This window comes from Duganella sp. Root336D2, from assembly GCF_001425005.1.
Taxonomy (GTDB): Bacteria; Pseudomonadota; Gammaproteobacteria; order Burkholderiales; family Burkholderiaceae_D; genus Rugamonas.
Window position 1 is genome coordinate 144,925 of the sequence record NZ_LMDB01000035.1, and the last position, 16,978, is coordinate 161,902.

Annotated in this window: 18 protein-coding genes; 6 read left to right on the top strand and 12 right to left on the bottom strand. The window is 63.3% G+C overall.

The window, feature by feature from the left end:
* Window positions 1-5: 5 nt before the first annotated feature.
* Both ASD07_RS21115 and ASD07_RS21120 read left to right on the top strand, forming a co-directional pair.
* On the top strand, window positions 6-698 hold the full coding sequence (locus tag ASD07_RS21115) for a c-type cytochrome (protein WP_055935385.1): 693 nt from the start codon (window positions 6-8) through the stop codon (window positions 696-698).
* A 12-nt stretch (window positions 699-710) separates the two neighbouring features.
* The gene (locus ASD07_RS21120; protein ID WP_082507483.1) at window positions 711-1,994 is read left to right on the top strand and encodes a cytochrome c; all 1,284 of its coding nucleotides are present in this window, start codon (window positions 711-713) and stop codon (window positions 1,992-1,994) included.
* Between the two features lie 86 nt (window positions 1,995-2,080).
* Here the strand turns inward: ASD07_RS21120 and ASD07_RS21125 are convergent, their stop codons facing one another.
* Window positions 2,081-3,193, bottom strand: coding sequence for a type IV pilus twitching motility protein PilT (locus tag ASD07_RS21125; protein ID WP_055934763.1), 1,113 nt, complete (start codon window positions 3,191-3,193; stop codon window positions 2,081-2,083).
* A 78-nt stretch (window positions 3,194-3,271) separates the two neighbouring features.
* Window positions 3,272-3,907 carry a hypothetical protein gene (locus ASD07_RS21130; RefSeq protein WP_055934765.1) on the bottom strand — a complete coding sequence of 212 codons (636 nt, stop codon included), beginning with the start codon at window positions 3,905-3,907 and terminating at the stop codon, window positions 3,272-3,274.
* A gap of 147 nt (window positions 3,908-4,054) precedes the next feature.
* Here ASD07_RS21130 and ASD07_RS21135 point away from each other — a divergent pair, with 147 nt between their 5' ends.
* Window positions 4,055-4,825: a head GIN domain-containing protein gene (locus tag ASD07_RS21135; RefSeq protein WP_055934767.1), complete on the top strand. Its 771-nt coding sequence runs from the start codon at window positions 4,055-4,057 to the stop codon at window positions 4,823-4,825.
* 87 nt (window positions 4,826-4,912) lie between these two features.
* Here the strand turns inward: ASD07_RS21135 and ASD07_RS21140 are convergent, their stop codons facing one another.
* The 7 genes from ASD07_RS21140 to purU are packed head-to-tail and all read right to left on the bottom strand — an operon-like array spanning window position 4,913 to window position 10,638.
* Complete coding sequence (locus tag ASD07_RS21140) at window positions 4,913-7,147, bottom strand: TonB-dependent receptor (RefSeq protein ID WP_055934769.1); 2,235 nt, start codon at window positions 7,145-7,147, stop codon at window positions 4,913-4,915.
* A gap of 9 nt (window positions 7,148-7,156) precedes the next feature.
* Window positions 7,157-7,543, bottom strand: a complete 387-nt coding sequence (locus ASD07_RS21145) for a YcnI family protein (RefSeq protein WP_055934771.1) — start codon at window positions 7,541-7,543, stop codon at window positions 7,157-7,159.
* Window positions 7,544-7,553: 10 nt separating this feature from the next.
* The gene (locus tag ASD07_RS21150; RefSeq protein ID WP_055934773.1) at window positions 7,554-8,000 is read right to left on the bottom strand and encodes a copper chaperone PCu(A)C; all 447 of its coding nucleotides are present in this window, start codon (window positions 7,998-8,000) and stop codon (window positions 7,554-7,556) included.
* A gap of 35 nt (window positions 8,001-8,035) precedes the next feature.
* Window positions 8,036-8,449, bottom strand: coding sequence for a DUF2946 domain-containing protein (locus tag ASD07_RS21155; RefSeq protein ID WP_156398122.1), 414 nt, complete (start codon window positions 8,447-8,449; stop codon window positions 8,036-8,038).
* 21 nt (window positions 8,450-8,470) lie between these two features.
* Window positions 8,471-9,190 (bottom strand): M48 family metalloprotease, encoded by a 720-nt coding sequence (locus tag ASD07_RS21160; RefSeq protein ID WP_055934777.1) that lies wholly within the window; start codon window positions 9,188-9,190, stop codon window positions 8,471-8,473.
* 31 nt (window positions 9,191-9,221) lie between these two features.
* Window positions 9,222-9,758, bottom strand: coding sequence for a YaeQ family protein (locus ASD07_RS21165; RefSeq protein WP_055934779.1), 537 nt, complete (start codon window positions 9,756-9,758; stop codon window positions 9,222-9,224).
* Window positions 9,759-9,768: 10 nt separating this feature from the next.
* A complete protein-coding gene (gene purU, locus ASD07_RS21170; protein WP_055934781.1) occupies window positions 9,769-10,638 on the bottom strand; it encodes a formyltetrahydrofolate deformylase in 870 nt (289 codons plus the stop codon).
* Window positions 10,639-10,741: 103 nt separating this feature from the next.
* On the opposite strand from purU, the gene ASD07_RS21175 reads away from it, so the two are divergent.
* From ASD07_RS21175 to ASD07_RS21185, 3 genes are all read left to right on the top strand, one after another.
* Window positions 10,742-11,752: an NADP-dependent oxidoreductase gene (locus ASD07_RS21175; RefSeq protein WP_055934783.1), complete on the top strand. Its 1,011-nt coding sequence runs from the start codon at window positions 10,742-10,744 to the stop codon at window positions 11,750-11,752.
* A gap of 51 nt (window positions 11,753-11,803) precedes the next feature.
* Window positions 11,804-12,349: a hemerythrin domain-containing protein gene (locus ASD07_RS21180; RefSeq protein WP_055934785.1), complete on the top strand. Its 546-nt coding sequence runs from the start codon at window positions 11,804-11,806 to the stop codon at window positions 12,347-12,349.
* Window positions 12,350-12,470: 121 nt separating this feature from the next.
* Window positions 12,471-12,758 (top strand): KGG domain-containing protein, encoded by a 288-nt coding sequence (locus ASD07_RS21185; RefSeq protein ID WP_055934787.1) that lies wholly within the window; start codon window positions 12,471-12,473, stop codon window positions 12,756-12,758.
* 11 nt (window positions 12,759-12,769) lie between these two features.
* Here ASD07_RS21185 and ASD07_RS21190 read toward each other — a convergent pair whose 3' ends face one another.
* The 3 genes from ASD07_RS21190 to ASD07_RS21200 are packed head-to-tail and all read right to left on the bottom strand — an operon-like array spanning window position 12,770 to window position 16,977.
* Window positions 12,770-13,768 carry an alpha/beta fold hydrolase gene (locus ASD07_RS21190; protein WP_055934789.1) on the bottom strand — a complete coding sequence of 333 codons (999 nt, stop codon included), beginning with the start codon at window positions 13,766-13,768 and terminating at the stop codon, window positions 12,770-12,772.
* Window positions 13,758-14,777, bottom strand: coding sequence for a hypothetical protein (locus ASD07_RS21195; RefSeq protein ID WP_055934791.1), 1,020 nt, complete (start codon window positions 14,775-14,777; stop codon window positions 13,758-13,760). Before ASD07_RS21195 ends, ASD07_RS21190 begins: the two co-directional genes overlap by 11 nt.
* Before the next feature lies 1 nt (window position 14,778).
* Complete coding sequence (locus ASD07_RS21200; protein ID WP_055934793.1) at window positions 14,779-16,977, bottom strand: FAD-binding protein; 2,199 nt, start codon at window positions 16,975-16,977, stop codon at window positions 14,779-14,781.
* Between the last annotated feature and the right edge of the window lies 1 nt (window position 16,978).

Sequence of the window (16,978 nt, forward strand, 5' to 3'; positions counted from 1 at the left end):
TCATCATGCGACTTTCCCTACGCATTCTCTCATTTAGCGCCACTCTTGTGGCCGCATCCGCCCCGGCCGCCCCGGCCAGCCTGTCGGACACCGTCGAGCAGCGTGTCGCCGCCTGCATCGCCTGCCACAAGGCCAATGAGCAAGGCGACGCCTTCTTCCCGCGCCTCGCCGGCAAACCCGCCGGCTACCTGTACAACCAGCTGCTGAACTTCAAGGAAGGCCGCCGCCAGTACCCGATGATGACCTATATGGTGGAACAACTGCCGGACGCCTACCTGCGCGAGATCGCACAGTACTTTTCCGAACAGCACGCCCCTTATCCGCCGCCAGCCGCCACCAGCGCCACGGCGCAAATGATCGAGCGCGGCCGCGTGCTGGTGCACCAGGGCGACCCATCGCGCAAAGTGCCGGCTTGCATCGCCTGCCACGGCGACGCAATGACCGGCGTCGCACCCGCCATCCCCGGCCTGATTGGACTGCCGCGCGACTATATCAACGCGCAATTCGGCGCCTGGCGCAACCAGAAGCGCAAGGCGCACAGGCCGGACTGCATGGCCGAAGTGGCCAACCGCCTGAGCGAAGCCGACGTCGCGGCCGTCTCCGGCTGGCTCGCCGCGCAACCGGCCGATCCCAACGCACGCCCTGCAACCTCCCTGCCCAAGCCGCTGCCGATGGAATGCGGCGGCGTCCCGCAATAAGAAGAGCCGATCATGAACCGCAACACAAAAATCGCCATTGCCGTACCGCTTTTGCTCATCGTCGCAGCGGTCGGCTTCATCTGGCCCAGGCACGACAAAGGCCCGGCGCCAAGCGACGCATCGAAGAACATGCCCACCGCGGAGAAAGTTGCGCGCGGCGCCTACCTGGCCAAGGCCGCCGACTGCATGGCATGCCACACCACGCGCGGCGGCGCCGCCTTTGCCGGCGGCCGCGCCCTGCAAACACCGTTCGGCAACGTGGTCTCGCCCAACATCACCGCCGACAAGGAAACCGGCATCGGCAACTGGACTGCCGACGATTTCTGGAACGCCCTGCACAACGGCAAAGCCAAGGACGGCCGCCTGCTCTACCCCGCCTTCCCGTACACGAACTACACGGCGATGACGCGCGACGACTCGGACGCGATGTACGCCTACTTCCAGTCCATCACGCCGGTGAAGCAGGCCAGCCAGCCGCACACATTGCGCTTCCCCTACAACCAGCAAGCCATGCTGGCGGTATGGCGCGCCCTGTACTTCAAGCCCGCCGTGTACGCGCCGGACACCGGCAAGTCCGCAGAATGGAATCGCGGCGCCTACCTGGTGCAAGGCCCCGGCCACTGCATCGCCTGCCACAGTGAACGCAATGCGCTGGGCGCCAGCGACAAAGGCTTGTCGGGCGGCCTGATACCGGTGCTGGGCTGGTACGCGCCCTCGCTCACTTCCGACCGCGAGGCCGGCCTGGGAGACTGGGAAATAAAAGACATCACCGACCTGCTGAAGACCGGCATCTCGCAGCGCGCCACCGTATTCGGCCCGATGGCGGAAGTGGTACGCGAAAGCCTGCAGCACCTGAGCGATGAAGACGCCCGCGCCATGGCGGTGTATTTAAAGTCGCTGCCGAACGAAAGCGGCCAGCGCGCGCCGTACGAACGCTCGAAAGAGCCTGAGGCGGCAGCCTGGCTGGCAGCCGGCGAGAAGATCTACGGCAAGCAATGCCTGGACTGCCACGGCGAAAAAGGCGAAGGCATCGCCCCGCATTACCCGCCATTGGCCGGCAACCGCGCGCTGACAATGGATGAAGCGGTGAACCCGATCCGCATCGTACTGAATGGCGGCTTCGCCCCCGGTACGGCAGGCAACCCGCGGCCTTACGGCATGCCGCCGTTCAGCCATTCACTGAATGATGTGGAAGTAGCACAAGTAGTATCCTACCTGCGCTCAGCATGGGGCAACAACGCCCCGCCGGTCGAAAGCACCACGGTCAACCGCTACCGCAACGTGCCCCTAGAATAATAAAAGTCGGGGTCCGGTCTGGCTTCTCGAGGAGCTTTGCGCTTCGCGCAATGTCCGCTTGCCAGACCTGACCCCGACTTTCTTTTTTATACCATGTCGGCGAAACCGAGGCGGTCGGTGGTGGCGTGGCGGGCGTCTTCGATGCTGACCTTCTTCTCGGCCAGCAGCTTGCGCAGGCATTCGTTCATCGTGTAGCAGCCTGGGGCGGTCTTGTGCTCCATGACGTTGCGCAGTTCGGCTACGCTGCCATTTTCGATCACAGCGGCCACTTCCGGATTGACGGTCAGGCTTTCCGTGGCCAGGAAGTAGCGGTCGCCATCCATGGCAGGCATCAGCGCCTGGCACAGCACGCCGCGCAGCGCATGGGCCAGGGCCTGGCGCTGCGGTTCGGTGTTGCCCAGCAGGCGGATCATCTTTTGCAGGCCCAGCTCGGTCGAGCGTGCGTGCAGCGAAGCCAGCACCAGGGGGCCGGATTCGGCCAGCGCCAGCGCTTCGTGCGCGGTTTCGGCGTCGCGGATCTCGCCGATCACGATCACGTCCGGGCGTTCGCGCAGAGCGTCCTTGGCGCCCAGGTCGAAGGTTTCCACGTCGCCGTCGAAGCCCACTTCGCGCTGCGTGATCACGCATTTGCGCTGCGGGATCAAGGTCTCGACCGGATCTTCAATGGTAATGATGTGGCCCGAACGGTTCTTGTTGATATCGTCCAGCATCGAGGCGATGGTGGTCGACTTGCCCTGGCAGGTGTCGCCAATGATCAGCACCAGGCCGCTCGAAAGCTGGGCGAACTTCTCTTCCGTCGGGCGCAGGCCCAGGCCGGACAGCAGCAACGGCTCTTTCGGGAAACGGCGAATCACGCAGCCGAGGCGCTTCTTGCCCTGGAAGCTGAAGCAGTTGGCGCGGATGCGCGCGGTATGCAGGTCTATTGCGCGGTCGAAAGCGCGATCCTGGATGCGTTCGCGCCAGTTTGGTTCCACCACTTCAAAGAATTCTTCCAGCTCTTCGCGCGTGATCGGGGAATCGGTCACGGCCACCAGGCCCTTTGGCTGGCGCAGCAGCAAGGGGCTGTTCTGGTGGATCAGGATGTCGGAGAAGACCAGCTTGGAATTCAACAGGTGCAGGATTTGCTCGACCAGAGTGCCAAAGACCGGGTGGTCTTCGTTCTCGATATACGTGAGGGTGCGAATTTGCGAGTATTCCATAGTGCCTGTGCTCTCCAATTGGTTCGCATGATTTTATTGCATTTGCTCTAGGAAATGTAAGTGGTTGGTGAACAACATTTATTTCGGATATTCAAATCCAGTGCGGATATCGCAAGGAAATCTGCGACCGCGCTCGCTTACCGTCAGGCGTTGCGGCGGCTCCTCGCCTGCCAGCGCACGCGACTTGACGTGCAAGCCCTCGCCTTCCCGGATCAGTTTGTCTGCGCGCTCGTAAACATTTTGACAACCCGTTTCCGCGATCAGGGCCTGCACAATGCCGATTTTCCACGCCTCCACAGCGGCTGACTGGAACTGGCACACCAGGTAGCCATCCTTGCCGCCATAACTATGCACCAGCAGGCCGGACAGCCCGTCTTCATCGCCAAGCACGATCGGCACCAGTTCATCGGGACGGGCCGATTGCAGCGCATGGCTACGGCGCGCAATGGCGGCGCGCACGCGCCGCTTCACCATGGCGTGATCGATTGGCTCGTCTTCGCGCAGGGTCCAGACGCGGGCGGCGATCTGTGATTTGGCGTTATAGGCGGCGCGCGCCAGGAATTTGCGGGAGGAAGACAGTACCGTGGCAGTCGCGCCGGGCTTGTTTTTCTCAGCGGGACGCCCGTCGACGCGCTCGATGGCGGACAGGTAGATGTAGGGGTCGCCGGCAAGGATGGAATTCTCCTTGCCCTGTTTGATGATGATTGTAAGCATGGACGAAATGATACAGGAGCCGCGCCCTGTCCCCGGCATTTGCATTCTGTCCCTGCGAGGCGGCGCCCTGTCGCACCAGGCGCGCACCATGGCGCCGGCTTCGATACGATGTGACCATCGAATAATGATTCACAGAGGAGAAACAAGATGAAGATGTCCGCCGCAATGCGCAACGCCCTGGTCGCCGCTTCCGTTTTTGCTGTTGCCGCACCGGTCGCCGTCGTGTCGGCCGCTCCACTGGGCTGGTTTGCCGGCGAACGGGTGCAGGGCAACGGCAAAATTTCCAGGCAGGCACGCGAAGCGGTCAACTTTACCGGCCTCGGCCTGGGCCTGCCGGGCAATGTGGAAGTCCGTATCGGCACCACCGACAGCGTGAGTATCGAGTCGGATGACAACATCTTGCCGCTGATTGAAACCGTGGTCGAGGACGGCACCCTGCATATCCGTCCCATCCGCCCCAACCTGCAATTCGATACGCGCACCCTGAAAGTCGTGATCACCGCCAGGAAACTGGAGCGCATTTCGGTGGGCGGCTCCGGTTCGGTCGATGCGGAAGGCCTGCGCGGCGGCAAGCTGTCCTTCAATGTGGGCGGTTCGGGCTCCATGAACCTGCGCAATATCGAAGGCGAGTCGATCACCGTCTCGCTGGGCGGCAGCGGCAACCTGAAGGCAAGCGGTTCGGCCGACAAATTGAAGGTGTCGATCGGCGGCTCGGGCAAAGTCAGCACCGGGCAGCTGGCGACGCGTGAAGCTGCAGTCAGCATCGGTGGTTCGGGCCAGGCGGTAGTGTGGGCCAAGCAAGCGCTGTCCGTCAGCGTGGCCGGCTCTGGCGACGTCAGCTATTACGGCGAACCGCAGCTCACCAAGAGCGTCATGGGCTCCGGCAGCGTGAAGCGCCTGGCCGGCGGCCCGAACTAACTAGGGCTTCATTCCGGAAAATCTGGCAGCGCAGGGCTTCGGCCCGGCGCCACGCCCCGGCTAAGCGGGGCGTGGCGCCGGGTAGCGTCAGAGGTCGAACTTGAGTTCGGCGCTCAGGGTGCGCTGGGCATATGGGTGGAAGGCCCAGTATTTCTCGCCATTCAGGTTGTCGACACCGACCCACGCGCTCCACTGCCGGTTGATCCGGTAGCGCACGCGCACATCGGCAACCAGGTAATCCGACACGCCCATATACGTTGAGCCATTCGGATCGCTGTTATCAAGCGTGCCGAACTGCCTTCCGCTGTAGCGCACGCCGACGGTGCCGGTCCAATGCTGGCCTACATGATATGAAGCCAGAAAATTCGCGCGCCATTTCGGCACCCGCGGCTGGCGCTTGCCGACACTGGAAGGCATGGCATCGTTCGAGGCGATCGCCGAATCCGCGTAGGTAAGGCTGCTTTGCAGCGTCAGCCCATGCAGCAGGACATCTTCCGCCTGCTGCGACAGTTCCACCCCGCGGGTGCGGATCTTGCCGACGTTCTGCACCGTGTTGACGGTAGCAGTCAGCGGCTGCGAATACAGCGCATCGCGTGTGACTTCGCCGAACAGCGTGGCGCGCGCACTTCCCTTTGCTGTCATATGCTCCGCCGTCAGCTCGCTGGTCCAGGATTTCTCCGCGCGCAGGTTCGGGTCGGTGTTGACGATCTTCTCGTCCACAATCGAGCCCCGGAACAACTCCGCTGCCGTCGGATTGCGCACTGCGCGCCCCGCAGAGGCCTTCAGCGTCCAGGCCTCCCCCGCACGCCATGCCAGCGCAGCCTTCGGCGACCAGGCTGCTTCGCGGCGGTCGGTGAAAGGCAGCAGCTTTCCTGCCGCACCCGAGATCTCGCCGCCATACGCGCGCCAGGTTTCATGCCGCAGGCCCAGGGTCGCCTTCCACTGCGGCGACAAGCGCCAGGTATCCTGGCCGTACACGCTCTCGAGGCGCGTATTGCCATTGAAGGTCGACACATGCTTGCCGCCTTCGCCCGCAATCCAATCCGCCACGCTGGTCACATGCGTGCGCAGCTTGGCGCTCTCACGCTGCGCACCAAACTCCACCTGGTGCGCAGCATCGGCGCGCCAGTTGCCGCGCAGCGCCAGCGTATTCCAGCCGCTGCCGCCCATATCAGTCAGGTTGCCCCGCCCGGCTCCCGTCGGCACGCGTGCCAGGTCGCGTGAATAGTCGTAGGCGCTGCCGGCGATCTCCCAATTGAAAGCGCCGCGTCCATGCGTCTTCAACGACAGGCCGTGCACGACATGCTCCAAGTCCGCGCGCGCCCCGGCAAAATCCGAAGGCAGCAGCGTAAAGCGCTTGCCGCCCATATTGATCGTGCCGCTGGTTACCGCATTGCCGGCGCCGTCACGCAAATACGATTCGACGCTGCGCACCACGTCGTTCTGCCACCAGCCCAGCGTGTAGCTGGCACGCAGCGTCGGCGAGAAATCGTAGGCCAGCTTCACCTTGGCGTGGTCCTGCACCGTGTTCACCTGGCCCGTGCTGCCGAGAATGTACCAGTCCTTGCCTGACGGGTTGCGGTCGGCGATGGCGCCTGTCACCGGTATGCCAGCCGGCTCGCCCGGTTTCGGCGCAACGCCGGCCGACTGCAGCTTGTTGGCGAAGGCGATCGGCTGGCCGTCGCTATCGAGCCGGGACAGGTTCACCCACCAGGAAAGCGCGCCGGAGCGGTCGCCCAGCGAAGCGCTGTACTGGCGCCCCGTATGGCGCGAATCCGTCGCATACTGCTCGAAATCCTGGCCCACCCATGACAGCTTGGCATGCGCCTCGAGCTTACCCGGCATGCGCGTCTGGAAATCCACCACGGCACCCGCCGAGTTGCCGGCGTACGCTGCCGAGAACGGGCCATACAGCACATCGACGCGCTCGATCTCCTCCGGCGTCACCAGTCCCCAGCGCGGCGTATAAGTCGCGCCATTGCCCAGCAAGTTGGACAGCAGGATGCCATCGGCGTACACCAGCGAACGAGCGCTGTTGCCGGTACCTGAAGCGCGGCTGGCCAGCACCGCATGGTCATAATCGCCGATAAAGCGCTTGCGCACGTTCAGGCTTGGAAGATACTTCAGGGCGTCTTCGCTGTCGAAAGCGTTGATGCGGTCTTCAACCTGCGCGCCGGTAATGCCTTCGATCGTGGTCGGGATCTGCGTCGGTAATGAAGTCGGCCGTCCGCCATTGATCGTCACCACGTGGTCCGCTTGCGCCGGGCAAGCGAAGCCCAGCGCCGCCAGCATTGCTGCCAGCGGTTTGTATTCGAATTTCATGATCAGCCCTTAGCGCGTTTCGACAGTGGCGTCCCAGTTCGCAGTGCCGAACTGGCAGGACTGAACGATTTTCACGGTATGGCTCCCTGCCGCCGGCAGCTTGCCGAAGATAATAAATTCGTCGTAGAACTCGTCCGGCAGCGGGCCGCCGCGCCAGGTCACACTCTCTGGTGTGCGCTCGATGCTCCAGCCATTCTTCAACATCGGCCGCATCGGCGCAAACCCTTCCGGCAGGCGGATGCTGACCGCAGTCGTTGGACTGCCGTTGCAGCCATGGCCGACACGGAACACCAGTTTCTGGTAGCTGCCCGCAGCGAACTCGCGCTGTTCCAGCGAGATATGGGCGTGCGCAGACGTTGCCGCCAGCAATGCTGCGGCGATCAGGAATTTTTTCATGGCCGGTTCCTTAGTGCTTGGGAGCGGTGTACGACAGGGGCTTGACCGGAACTTGCACTTCCACGGTCTGCGGCTTCTTGCCCTTGCCCTGGATTACCAGCGTCATGGAGACGGTTTCACCCGCCTTCATCTGGCGCTTCAGGTCCATCATCATGATGTGATAGCCGCCGGACGCCAGCGCCACGGTTTTACCGGCCGGCAGGTCGATGCCCTCGACCGCAGACATCATCATGCGGTCGCCCTGCATGGCCATCTGGTGGATTTCAATAATGCCGGCGGCTGGCGAGCGCACTTCAACCAGTCGCGCATCCTGTTTGGAAACCAGCTCCATGAAGGCGCCGGTCGCCTGCGCGGCCGGCACGGTAGCGCGAATCCATGGCTCGCGCACGGTAACTTGGGCCGCGGCGGAGGCGGCGAAGGCGATCGACATGGCGAACGCGAAGAACTGCTTTTTCATTTTTCACTCCTTGATTCGTTAAATGGGGGACGAAATCAGGCGTGTGCAGGCGGTCCTCGCGGATGGGACGCCGACCACAGCGGCAGCGGTTGTGGCGACTGGTAGAACAGGGTCGGGCGCAAGGCGGCGCCATCGAGCGGTAAAGGCAGGACAAGCCTGGACGGCGGCAGGCCAAACCAGCCCGCATGCGGCAGGCAGTAGGAACAGTCTTCCATGCCCATCTGTGCCATCGGCTGCGCCGGCGATTGCGCTTTGCTGCGGTCGGTCAAGGCGACGAAGGTGGCGTAATCAAGCTCGCCCACGCCGTTTACCCGGGTGCCGTCGTTCAGGCAAATCTCCCAGCTGCGCGGCTTGCCGTTTACCGCATGCGAAATCGCCGGAGCAAGCGCGTTCAGCAGGATGGCGAAACACGCGATCCAGATCCAGCGCAAGCGGGTTGACGATTTCATATGCATGGCGGGCATTATAGCCTAGCGAGACGCTTCCATTTGCGCAGCCAGGTCGCGCGCGGCATGCCAGCGGCTGGCCGGCGAAGGATGGTCGAAGCGTTCGAAGTTGGGGGAATGGCTGTGCCTTGCCAGCTTGCGGAAATAGGCCGCCAGCGCCAGCGGCGGCCAACCGGCACGCGCCGCAAACAGCAGGCCTTCGCGGTCGGCTTCCAATTCCTGCTGCTGGTTGAAGCTTGCCAGCTTGCGCATCAGCGCGCCGTCGTTGTCGATATCGTCTTCGAACTGGGCGAAGGACTGCATCGCGCGCCCGGGCTCAAGGCGCAGCGCTTCTTCGAATTCCTTCAGGTTGTGGCGCAATACCGTGTGCATGATTTCATGCGCCAGCAGCATGGCCAGCTCCGCATCGGTCAACGACAATTCGGCGACGTAGGCGCGGCTGACCAGCATTTTGCCGCCAGCCATGGCGAAGGCATTGGCATCGCCATCGGTGGTGGTGTGCAGCTCCCAGTCCCAGGCGGCCGATTCCGGATACTCGCGCTTCGCTTGCTCGATCAATGGGCGCGCCAGCGCTGCCACCCGCGCACCGAAACGCTGGTCGTCGTCAAGGCGGTAGCCCCTGCGCAACTCGTCGATCTGCGCGCGATACAGTTTCGCCGAACCGGCCATGACTTCGGCCAGCGTCACTGCCTGGGCCGCGGCCCCCTGGGCGATGAATAAAAAGGCAATAAGGTAGCGCAGCATGATGAACCCATTCTGCCACCGATTTGCCGGATTATGCCTTCCAGACTTCGCGCAGGATTTCCACGGTCGTGCTGCCGTCGGTCAGCCAGATCTGGCCGTCCTGGATCGTGCACTGCAGCTGCATCGAGCGCTGCGCCATTTTTTCCAGCGCAGCGCTGGCGTCGGCGTCGATGTTCACCACTCTGACGTTCTTGGCGCGGTCGATCTTGCTGGCGATCTGCTTCCACCACACGTGCGAGGCGGAGCTGTAGGAATACACCATCACCTTATCCGAGCGGCCGGCGGCCTTCAGGATGCGGCGCTCGTCCGGCTGGCCGACTTCGATCCACAGCTGGATCGCGCCGGTCAGGTCCATCTGCCACAGGTCCGGTTCTTCGGTGTCGGAAATGCCTTTCGCATTCACCAGCGCTTCGTCGGCGTGGATCGCGAAAGCGACGATGCGCACCATCAGGCGTTCATCCGTTTCGGACGGATGGCGCGCCAGGGTCAGCAGATGGGTTGCGTAGTAATTGCGGTCCATGTCCGCAATGGACAATTCCGCCTTATAAATCGTAGATTTCAGTGCCATTACTTATTGATTATTTGAAGATTACAGTGCGATCGCCGTTCAGCAGGATGCGGTGTTCGACGAACCATTTCACAGCGCGCGCCAGCACCACGCATTCAACGTCGCGGCCGATCGCGGTCAGCGCATCCGAATCCATGGCGTGGTCGACACGCTCCACGTCCTGCTCGATGATCGGGCCTTCGTCCAGGTCGCCGGTCACGAAGTGGGCGGTGGCGCCAATCAGCTTCACGCCGCGCTTGTGCGCCTGCGCATACGGTTTGGCGCCCTTGAAGCTGGGCAGGAAGGAATGGTGGATATTGATCGCCTTCCCTTTCAGGCGTTCGCACATCGACGGCGACAGGATTTGCATATAGCGCGCCAGCACCACCAGGTCCACCTGGTGGTTTTCCATCAGCTCGGCGATGCGGGCTTCCTGCGCCAGCTTGGCTTGCTCCGGCGCGCCGCTTGCCAGCGGCAGGTGGTGGAACGGGATGTTGTAGCTGGCCGCCAGCTGGTAGAAGTCCATGTGGTTCGAGACGATGGCCGGGATCTCGACCGGCAGCAGCCCGCTCTTGTAGCGGAACAGCAGGTCGTTCAGGCAGTGGCCGATCTTGGACACCATCAGCATCACGCGCGGCTTGGCGTGCGCATCGTGCAGCGCCCATTCCATGCCCATGGACTGCGCCACCCTGGCGAAATCCTCGCGCAGCAGCGCGTCGCTGAACGCCGCGTCCTCGCGCGCAAAGTGCACGCGCATGAAGAATCGTTGCGTTTCCGCGTCACCAAACTGGGCGGAATCGATGATATTGCAGCCATGTTCAGCCAGGAATCCCGATACACGATGGACGATGCCGCGTTGGTCGTGGCAAGAGAGCGTGAGGATGTATTCTGGGTGATTCATGGCACGTTCAGGTCATGGGCGGGACGGTATTGTCGCATGAACATTGCCACGGCTGCCAAATTCCGGAATAGAATGACCGTACTATTCCTAAAAAGGAGCAAATATGGAGAACACCCAGTTTCGCCTCGCCGCCCGCCCGGTCGGCTTGCCCAAGGACAGCGACTGGCAAATCACCAAAGAGCCGGTACGCGAGCTGGCCGACGGTGAAGTGCTGGTCAAAACGCTCTACCTCTCGCTCGACCCTGCCATGCGCGGCTGGATGAACGATGCCAAATCCTATATCCGCCCGGTCGGCATCGGCGAAGTCATGCGCGCCGGCGGCCTGGGCGAAGTGGTGGCCTCCAGATCGCCCCGCTTTGCCGTCGGCGACAGGATCGGCGGCGGCTTCGGCGTGCAGCAGTACTGGATCGGCGCCGCCGACGACCGCCATGCCGGACTGCATAAGGTCGACACCCGCCTGGCCCCCGCCACCACCTGGCTCAACACCCTCGGCATGCCCGGCATGACCGCCTACTTCGGCTTGCTGGAAGTGGGCCAGCCGAAAGCCGGCGAAACCGTGGTCGTGTCCGGCGCAGCCGGTGCGGTCGGCCAGACCGTCGGCCAGGTGGCCAAACAGCTCGGCTGCCGCGTGGTCGGCATTGCCGGCGGCCAGGAAAAGTGCGATTTCGTGGTCAAGGAGCTCGGCTTTGACGCCTGCATCGACTACAAGGGCGGCGACGTGCGTGCCGGCCTGAAGGAACACTGTCCAAATGGCGTTGACGTATACTTTGACAACGTTGGTGGCGACATCCTCGATATCGTTCTCACGCGCATCAACCTGAAGGCCCGCATCGTGATCTGCGGCGCAATTTCGCAGTACAACAACACGACTGCGGTCAAAGGCCCAGCCAATTACCTGTCCCTGCTGGTGAACCGCGCGCGCATGGAAGGCATGGTCGTGTTCGACTACGCCGACCGCTACCACGTAGCCGTTGCCGCGCTCGGCAAATGGCTGCAGGAAGGCAAGATCAAGAGCCGGGAAGATGTCGTGCAAGGCATCGAGAAATTCCCTGAGGCGCTGACGATGCTGTTCGAAGGCAAGAACTTCGGCAAGCTGGTGCTGCAAATCGCTTGATCGCTCCCTCCTGCGGCGGCGCGGCCCAACCGACGCAGCGAAGGAGCCAGCATGAGCCAGCAAAACCAGAGCGCCACGGCCAAGGATGCCGTGGCGCTTCTCACCTCCGACCACGACAAGGTCAAAAAACTATTCCGCGAGTTTGAAAAATGCGATGCCTCGCACCAGGGCTTGAAGCATGACCTGGCGCAGCAGATCTGCATGGACCTGACGATCCACGCCACGCTTGAAGAAGAAATCTTCTACCCCGCCGTGCGCGCCGAAACTGGCGCACAGCAGCAAGTCGATGAAGCGCTGGAAGAACACGGCACCATCAAGGAGCTGGTCGAGCATATCCGCGGCATGGCCGCCGGCGACAGCGAACTCGATAGCACGGTGCAGACATTGCGTGAATGCGTGGAGCACCACGTCACTGAGGAAGAACAGGAAATGTTCCCCAAAGTGCGGCAAAGCGATGCCGACCTGGCGCAATTGTGCGAACAGTTGAAAGACCGCAAGGAAGAACTGGAGCACGATTTCGGCGCCCAGCCCGTGCGCGGCAATAACACTGCCGAAGCGGAAGGCGAACGTTCGGCCACCGGCCAGGCCGGATCCTGAACCCGAAAAAATAATTTGAACTTTTACCGCCGACTTTCCCTCAAAGCCCAAGAAGCAGCCGCGACGCTGCTTCCGGCCCGGGCCCGCGCCCGGATTCTTGGGCAATTGAGGGAGGTGGATCATGGCTACACCGGACGAGCAGGTCAGGAGCGGCAATGGCAAGCGCGGCTTCGCGGCAATGGACAAGGAAACCCAGCGCATGATTGCCAGCAAGGGCGGCCAGGCCGCGCACCAGAAGGGCACGGCGCACGAATTCACCTCGGAGGAAGCGCGCCGCGCCGGTCAAAAAGGCGGCGAAGTGGTGAGCCGCAACCGCGAGCACATGGCTGAAATCGGGCGCAAGGGCGGCGAGAGTCGCCAGACCGCGCGCAGTGGCAACCGGCAGGGGGGGAAAGACGAGGCAGGCTGAACGCGGCACGCTCAGCGGCCGGGCCTGGCATCCTGCAGGATGCGGGCCAGCGCTTGCTGGAACAATTCCGGCTCTTCGATCTGCGGGTTATGCCCCGCGCGCGGAATGCGCACGATTCGCGCGCCGGGAATCAGGCGTTGCAGGTTTTCCGCCTGCGACAGGGGCGTGATCGTGTCGGTCTCGCCCCACAGCAAGGTTACCGGCCAGGCGATCCTGCCGTAGGCGTCGCGCAAGTCGCTGGCGGCATGGCCGCGCCGCGCCAGCAATTCCGGCAGCCAGGCCGCGACCTGCTGGTAGCTGCCTTCCAGCATCAGCGGTTGCTGGTACACCTGCTGCCAGGCTGGCGTGGCTTTCTCTTTTTCGCTGATGAAGCTTTTCAGCAGGGTCCCGGTGTATTGCGGCTTGGTCAGGAATCCGGCGGCCAGCGGCTGGCTGACCCAGCGCCAGCGCAGGACGGCCTGCAATATGCTGTCGCCCTGCTCCTGGGGCTGGTCCAGGCCCAGCGCGGCATCCACCAGCACCAGGGCCTGCACCCTGCCCTCGTCCGGCGTGGACAGCAAGGCTTCCATCAACGGCGCGGCACCGAAGGAATGCGCCACGAACACGGCGCGGCGGATGCCGGCATTATCCAGCGCCCTGCGCAGCCGCGCAGCCTGTTGCTGCTTGTCGTATTCGCCCGATTCGGGCGGAATCGAATAGCCGAATGGCGGCATGTCGAGGGCGACCGCCTGGTAGCCCAGGCCGGTGGCGGTCTCCATCGAGGCCCGCCAGGTTTCGCTCCACGAGCCCGTGCCATGCAGGAAAACCACGGCCGGCGCCTCGCGGCTGCCGCTGCGCTGGATGAAGATCCGCGCATCGCCGGCATCGACAAACTCGCCGCCTTTGGGGGCGAGCGCTGCGCGGTTGCCGGTCTGGCGTGCCTGCGCCTGCCACACGGCGACCGTGCCCCACACGGCCGCGCCGCCGGCCAGGGCCAGCAGCGCATAGGCCAGCAGGCGCTTAATAGTCATACACGTGTTCGACTTCTATCCCCTGGCGCGGCGCGTCGACCAGGTAGCGTGACAGCGCTGCCACCCGCATCACCAGCGCCACCCGCTTGCGCCCCGGCTCGGTCAGGATCGGCTGTTCGAACAACACCCGGGTGTCCGGCGGCGCTGCCGTGCCCTGCCCGCGCGTCAGCACCGTCACCAGGATCACGCCGCTATTGCCGGCGATGTCCTGCAACTGCACATCCTGCAGCCCCAGGCGCGTCGCCGCCAGGCGGAAGTCGTAATAGCGCGGCAGTTCCAGTACGGCGCGGCCATCGTCGAGCATGCGCAGCAACTTGACGTTTTGCATGTCGGCCAGGTCGTAAGGCTCGTGGTCGGCCACCACCTGCGTCGTCATCAGGGCCGGTTCGTAAGCTGCGCTGGTTCCCAGCTTGATCAACTGGCCGTATGCGGCCTTGACCAGGTACTCGGTGGTCAGCGCATAGCGCCGTTCCAGCTTGCGCAGCATATTGGCGCCGAACAGCGGTGTATCGGACCACAGCCCTTTCAGCTTGGCGCCGAAGTTGTACAGGTACCATGGCTCCTTGCGGATGAAATCGACGTAATCCTGCGCCACGCGCGCGCCGTATTCATCCTCCGGGGTCAAGGCCGAGGCTGTCGCCCAGCTGATGCGGCCCAGCGTGTTTTCGTACAGCGAGCGCAGGCCGTATTCCAGCGTGGTGCTGCCGCCGATCACGCCAATCATCACGTGGTAGCCCGCATTGGCCGGGTACTTGGCGCGCACCTGTTCTTCGGTCACCGCCGCATAGCTGCTCCAGATCTGGCCCACATGCCCGAGGAAAGGGAAATTGTGGGCCGGGTGCTGCTTCACGTAGCGCGCGTATTCGGCCGGGCTATGCACCAGGAACCATTCCGGGAACGTCAGGAAAGTCTGCTCCACGCTGCGCCGCTGCTCCGCCGCAATCGGGCTTTCGGCGGAACTGGTCAGGCAAGCCACCAGCAGGCTCAATGCCAGCAAGAGTTTGCGCATATCAGATCCGTTTGAAAGCCATCAGGACGTTTGCGGACGGATCGCCATCCTGCACGATGCGCTCGCCCGTATGCTCGAAGCCGGCCGCTTCCACGCGCTTGATCCATTCGTCGACCGAAGCGAAGAAACGCAGCTCCGTCGAATTGACGGCCCATGGCTCGCCCAGGCCGGCGTTGAACACGCAGTGCGCCAGGCTGACGAAATCGTCCATCGTGCGGTCTTTCACATCGTGGTCGCGCACCACGAAGTAGCCGCCCGGGCGCACGATATTTGCCACCGACGCCAGGAACGGCTTCAGCTTCTCCGGTTGCATATGGTGCAGGCCGACGAAGCAGCTCACCAGGTCCGCGCTTTGCTCCGGCAGGTCGATCGGCGCGTAATCTTTCATGTGCACGAACTTGCCGACCTGCATCAGGCCGCCGCGTTCCACGATGTCGACCGGCGAATAGCCCGGCGCCTTGTCGTGCACCAGCGTCACCTTGCCCCTCAGCTTGAGGTGCTTGCGCAGTGCGTTGACGTAGCGGCCGGTGGTGCCGATCTCCACGTAGTCGCGCAAGGGCTGGTCGCCCAGCAGGCGCTTGGCCTGGCTGCCCATCTCCTGCTTCTGCACCACCAGCGACGGCAGCGCATAGCGCAGCAGCGACAGCGGCGGCGTAATGCCCGGCAGGCCGGCTTGCAAAGCGCGGTAGATCGATTCTTCGTCGTGGTTTTCGGTGGTCGCCTTGCGAATCAGGGTGTGGAAGCGATCTTCCGGGAACAGGTTGAAGATGTTCTGCAGGAAGGCGTAGAACTTGTCCGCCTCGCGCTCGCTGCCATACACGGAATGGAACAGCGAAAGGCGCGCCGCCTCCCCGTTCGGATTCAGGTCCAGCGTCGGCGCATAGTATTTATCCCACAGCGCGCCGCGCAGGCGGTACTCGGGATCGAGTTCGCGCTTCATCGCGAACAGTTCTTTCGCGCGCGGGTAGGCGCGGTGGAATTGTTCATGCGTGCCGTGCAGCTGGTATGGCAGGTAGTAGGTGCCGCCGCATTCCAGCACGGCGTCGATCAGTTCGCGTGTCCATACCCCGACGCGTTCGCGCGCATTGTCGCGCGTGCGCTGCTTGTGGTACAGCACGAAGGCGAAGGTTTCACCGCGCGCCCACGACAGCAGCGTGCCCGGGTCGGACAGTGCATGGCGGATCGAGATATTGATCGTATTGACGCGGTGCTTGGCAAGGATGGCCGACATCTTCGGCACGAATTCGTCCATGCGCGTGCAAGGCACGAAATACTCCTGCAGCACGTAGGTGCGCTCGGAGCGGCCCAGAGGTTCCAGTTCCGCCGTGTCGTAGCCGGCCTCGTAATTGCGCCAGTGGACCTTCTTCTTCCGGTACAGCAGCGGGTCGAGCAGGTATTCGCGGCGCCATTTGCCGAACGGCGATTCGGACACCGACCACAGGAAATACAGCTCCGCCAGGTAGGCGCGGTTCAGCGGCTGCAGGCGCGGCTTGTCGGCCGGCAGGTCGGTCACGGTCCAGCTCACGGCGCGCGCCCGGGTGTACTGCGGCGGATACAGGTCGGCGTTATGGAAAGTGATTTCCTTGCGGCCGCGCACATTCACATCGAACCAGGCCGGATAATCCTTGGTCGCCAGCGTCACGCTGCCGCGCTGCACGCGCGTATTCGGCACCAGTTCCAGTTCGGCTTCGGCGATGATGCCGATTGCGCCGTAGCCGCCGATGGCCGCGTAAAACAGCTCGCTGTTCTGCTGCGGGCTCGCTTCGCGCACTTCACCGCTGGCCAGCACCAGCGTAATCGAGCGCACCGACAGCACCACCGGGCCCAGGCCCATATAGCGCCCATGGGCGTTGACCGAGAGCGCGCCGCCGACGGTGAAATTGGCATAGGTCTGCATGATCTTCACCGACAGGCCGTGCGGGTCGATGAAGCGCTGGATATCGCACCAGCGGATGCCGGCCTGCACGCGGATCAGGCGGTCCGCCGGCGAGAATTCGAGCACGCGGTTCATGCCGCGCAAATCGAGGTGCAGGCTGCCCGGGCTGGCCGTATGGCCGCCCATGCTGAAATGGCCGCCGCCGATGGAAATCGGCAGGCTGGTCTTGCGCAGCGCGTCCTGCAAATCCGCCGTGGTGCTTGGTGTCGCTACGGCGTAGACATTGATCGGATTGAGCTGGGTAACGTCGTTTACGGTTGGCATA

What these genes read in the sequence shown, in the direction of transcription:
- ASD07_RS21115 (WP_055935385.1), top strand. Translation starts at nt 6, where the DNA reads ATGCGACTTTCCCTACGCATTCTCTCATTTAGCGCCACTCTTGTGGCC.
- ASD07_RS21120 (WP_082507483.1), top strand. Translation starts at nt 711, where the DNA reads ATGAACCGCAACACAAAAATCGCCATTGCCGTACCGCTTTTGCTCATC.
- ASD07_RS21125 (WP_055934763.1), bottom strand. Translation starts at nt 3,193, where the DNA reads ATGGAATACTCGCAAATTCGCACCCTCACGTATATCGAGAACGAAGAC.
- ASD07_RS21130 (WP_055934765.1), bottom strand. Translation starts at nt 3,907, where the DNA reads ATGCTTACAATCATCATCAAACAGGGCAAGGAGAATTCCATCCTTGCC.
- ASD07_RS21135 (WP_055934767.1), top strand. Translation starts at nt 4,055, where the DNA reads ATGAAGATGTCCGCCGCAATGCGCAACGCCCTGGTCGCCGCTTCCGTT.
- ASD07_RS21140 (WP_055934769.1), bottom strand. Translation starts at nt 7,147, where the DNA reads ATGAAATTCGAATACAAACCGCTGGCAGCAATGCTGGCGGCGCTGGGC.
- ASD07_RS21145 (WP_055934771.1), bottom strand. Translation starts at nt 7,543, where the DNA reads ATGAAAAAATTCCTGATCGCCGCAGCATTGCTGGCGGCAACGTCTGCG.
- ASD07_RS21150 (WP_055934773.1), bottom strand. Translation starts at nt 8,000, where the DNA reads ATGAAAAAGCAGTTCTTCGCGTTCGCCATGTCGATCGCCTTCGCCGCC.
- ASD07_RS21155 (WP_156398122.1), bottom strand. Translation starts at nt 8,449, where the DNA reads ATGAAATCGTCAACCCGCTTGCGCTGGATCTGGATCGCGTGTTTCGCC.
- ASD07_RS21160 (WP_055934777.1), bottom strand. Translation starts at nt 9,190, where the DNA reads ATGCTGCGCTACCTTATTGCCTTTTTATTCATCGCCCAGGGGGCCGCG.
- ASD07_RS21165 (WP_055934779.1), bottom strand. Translation starts at nt 9,758, where the DNA reads ATGGCACTGAAATCTACGATTTATAAGGCGGAATTGTCCATTGCGGAC.
- purU (WP_055934781.1), bottom strand. Translation starts at nt 10,638, where the DNA reads ATGAATCACCCAGAATACATCCTCACGCTCTCTTGCCACGACCAACGC.
- ASD07_RS21175 (WP_055934783.1), top strand. Translation starts at nt 10,742, where the DNA reads ATGGAGAACACCCAGTTTCGCCTCGCCGCCCGCCCGGTCGGCTTGCCC.
- ASD07_RS21180 (WP_055934785.1), top strand. Translation starts at nt 11,804, where the DNA reads ATGAGCCAGCAAAACCAGAGCGCCACGGCCAAGGATGCCGTGGCGCTT.
- ASD07_RS21185 (WP_055934787.1), top strand. Translation starts at nt 12,471, where the DNA reads ATGGCTACACCGGACGAGCAGGTCAGGAGCGGCAATGGCAAGCGCGGC.
- ASD07_RS21190 (WP_055934789.1), bottom strand. Translation starts at nt 13,768, where the DNA reads ATGACTATTAAGCGCCTGCTGGCCTATGCGCTGCTGGCCCTGGCCGGC.
- ASD07_RS21195 (WP_055934791.1), bottom strand. Translation starts at nt 14,777, where the DNA reads ATGCGCAAACTCTTGCTGGCATTGAGCCTGCTGGTGGCTTGCCTGACC.
- ASD07_RS21200 (WP_055934793.1), bottom strand. Translation starts at nt 16,977, where the DNA reads ATGCCAACCGTAAACGACGTTACCCAGCTCAATCCGATCAATGTCTAC.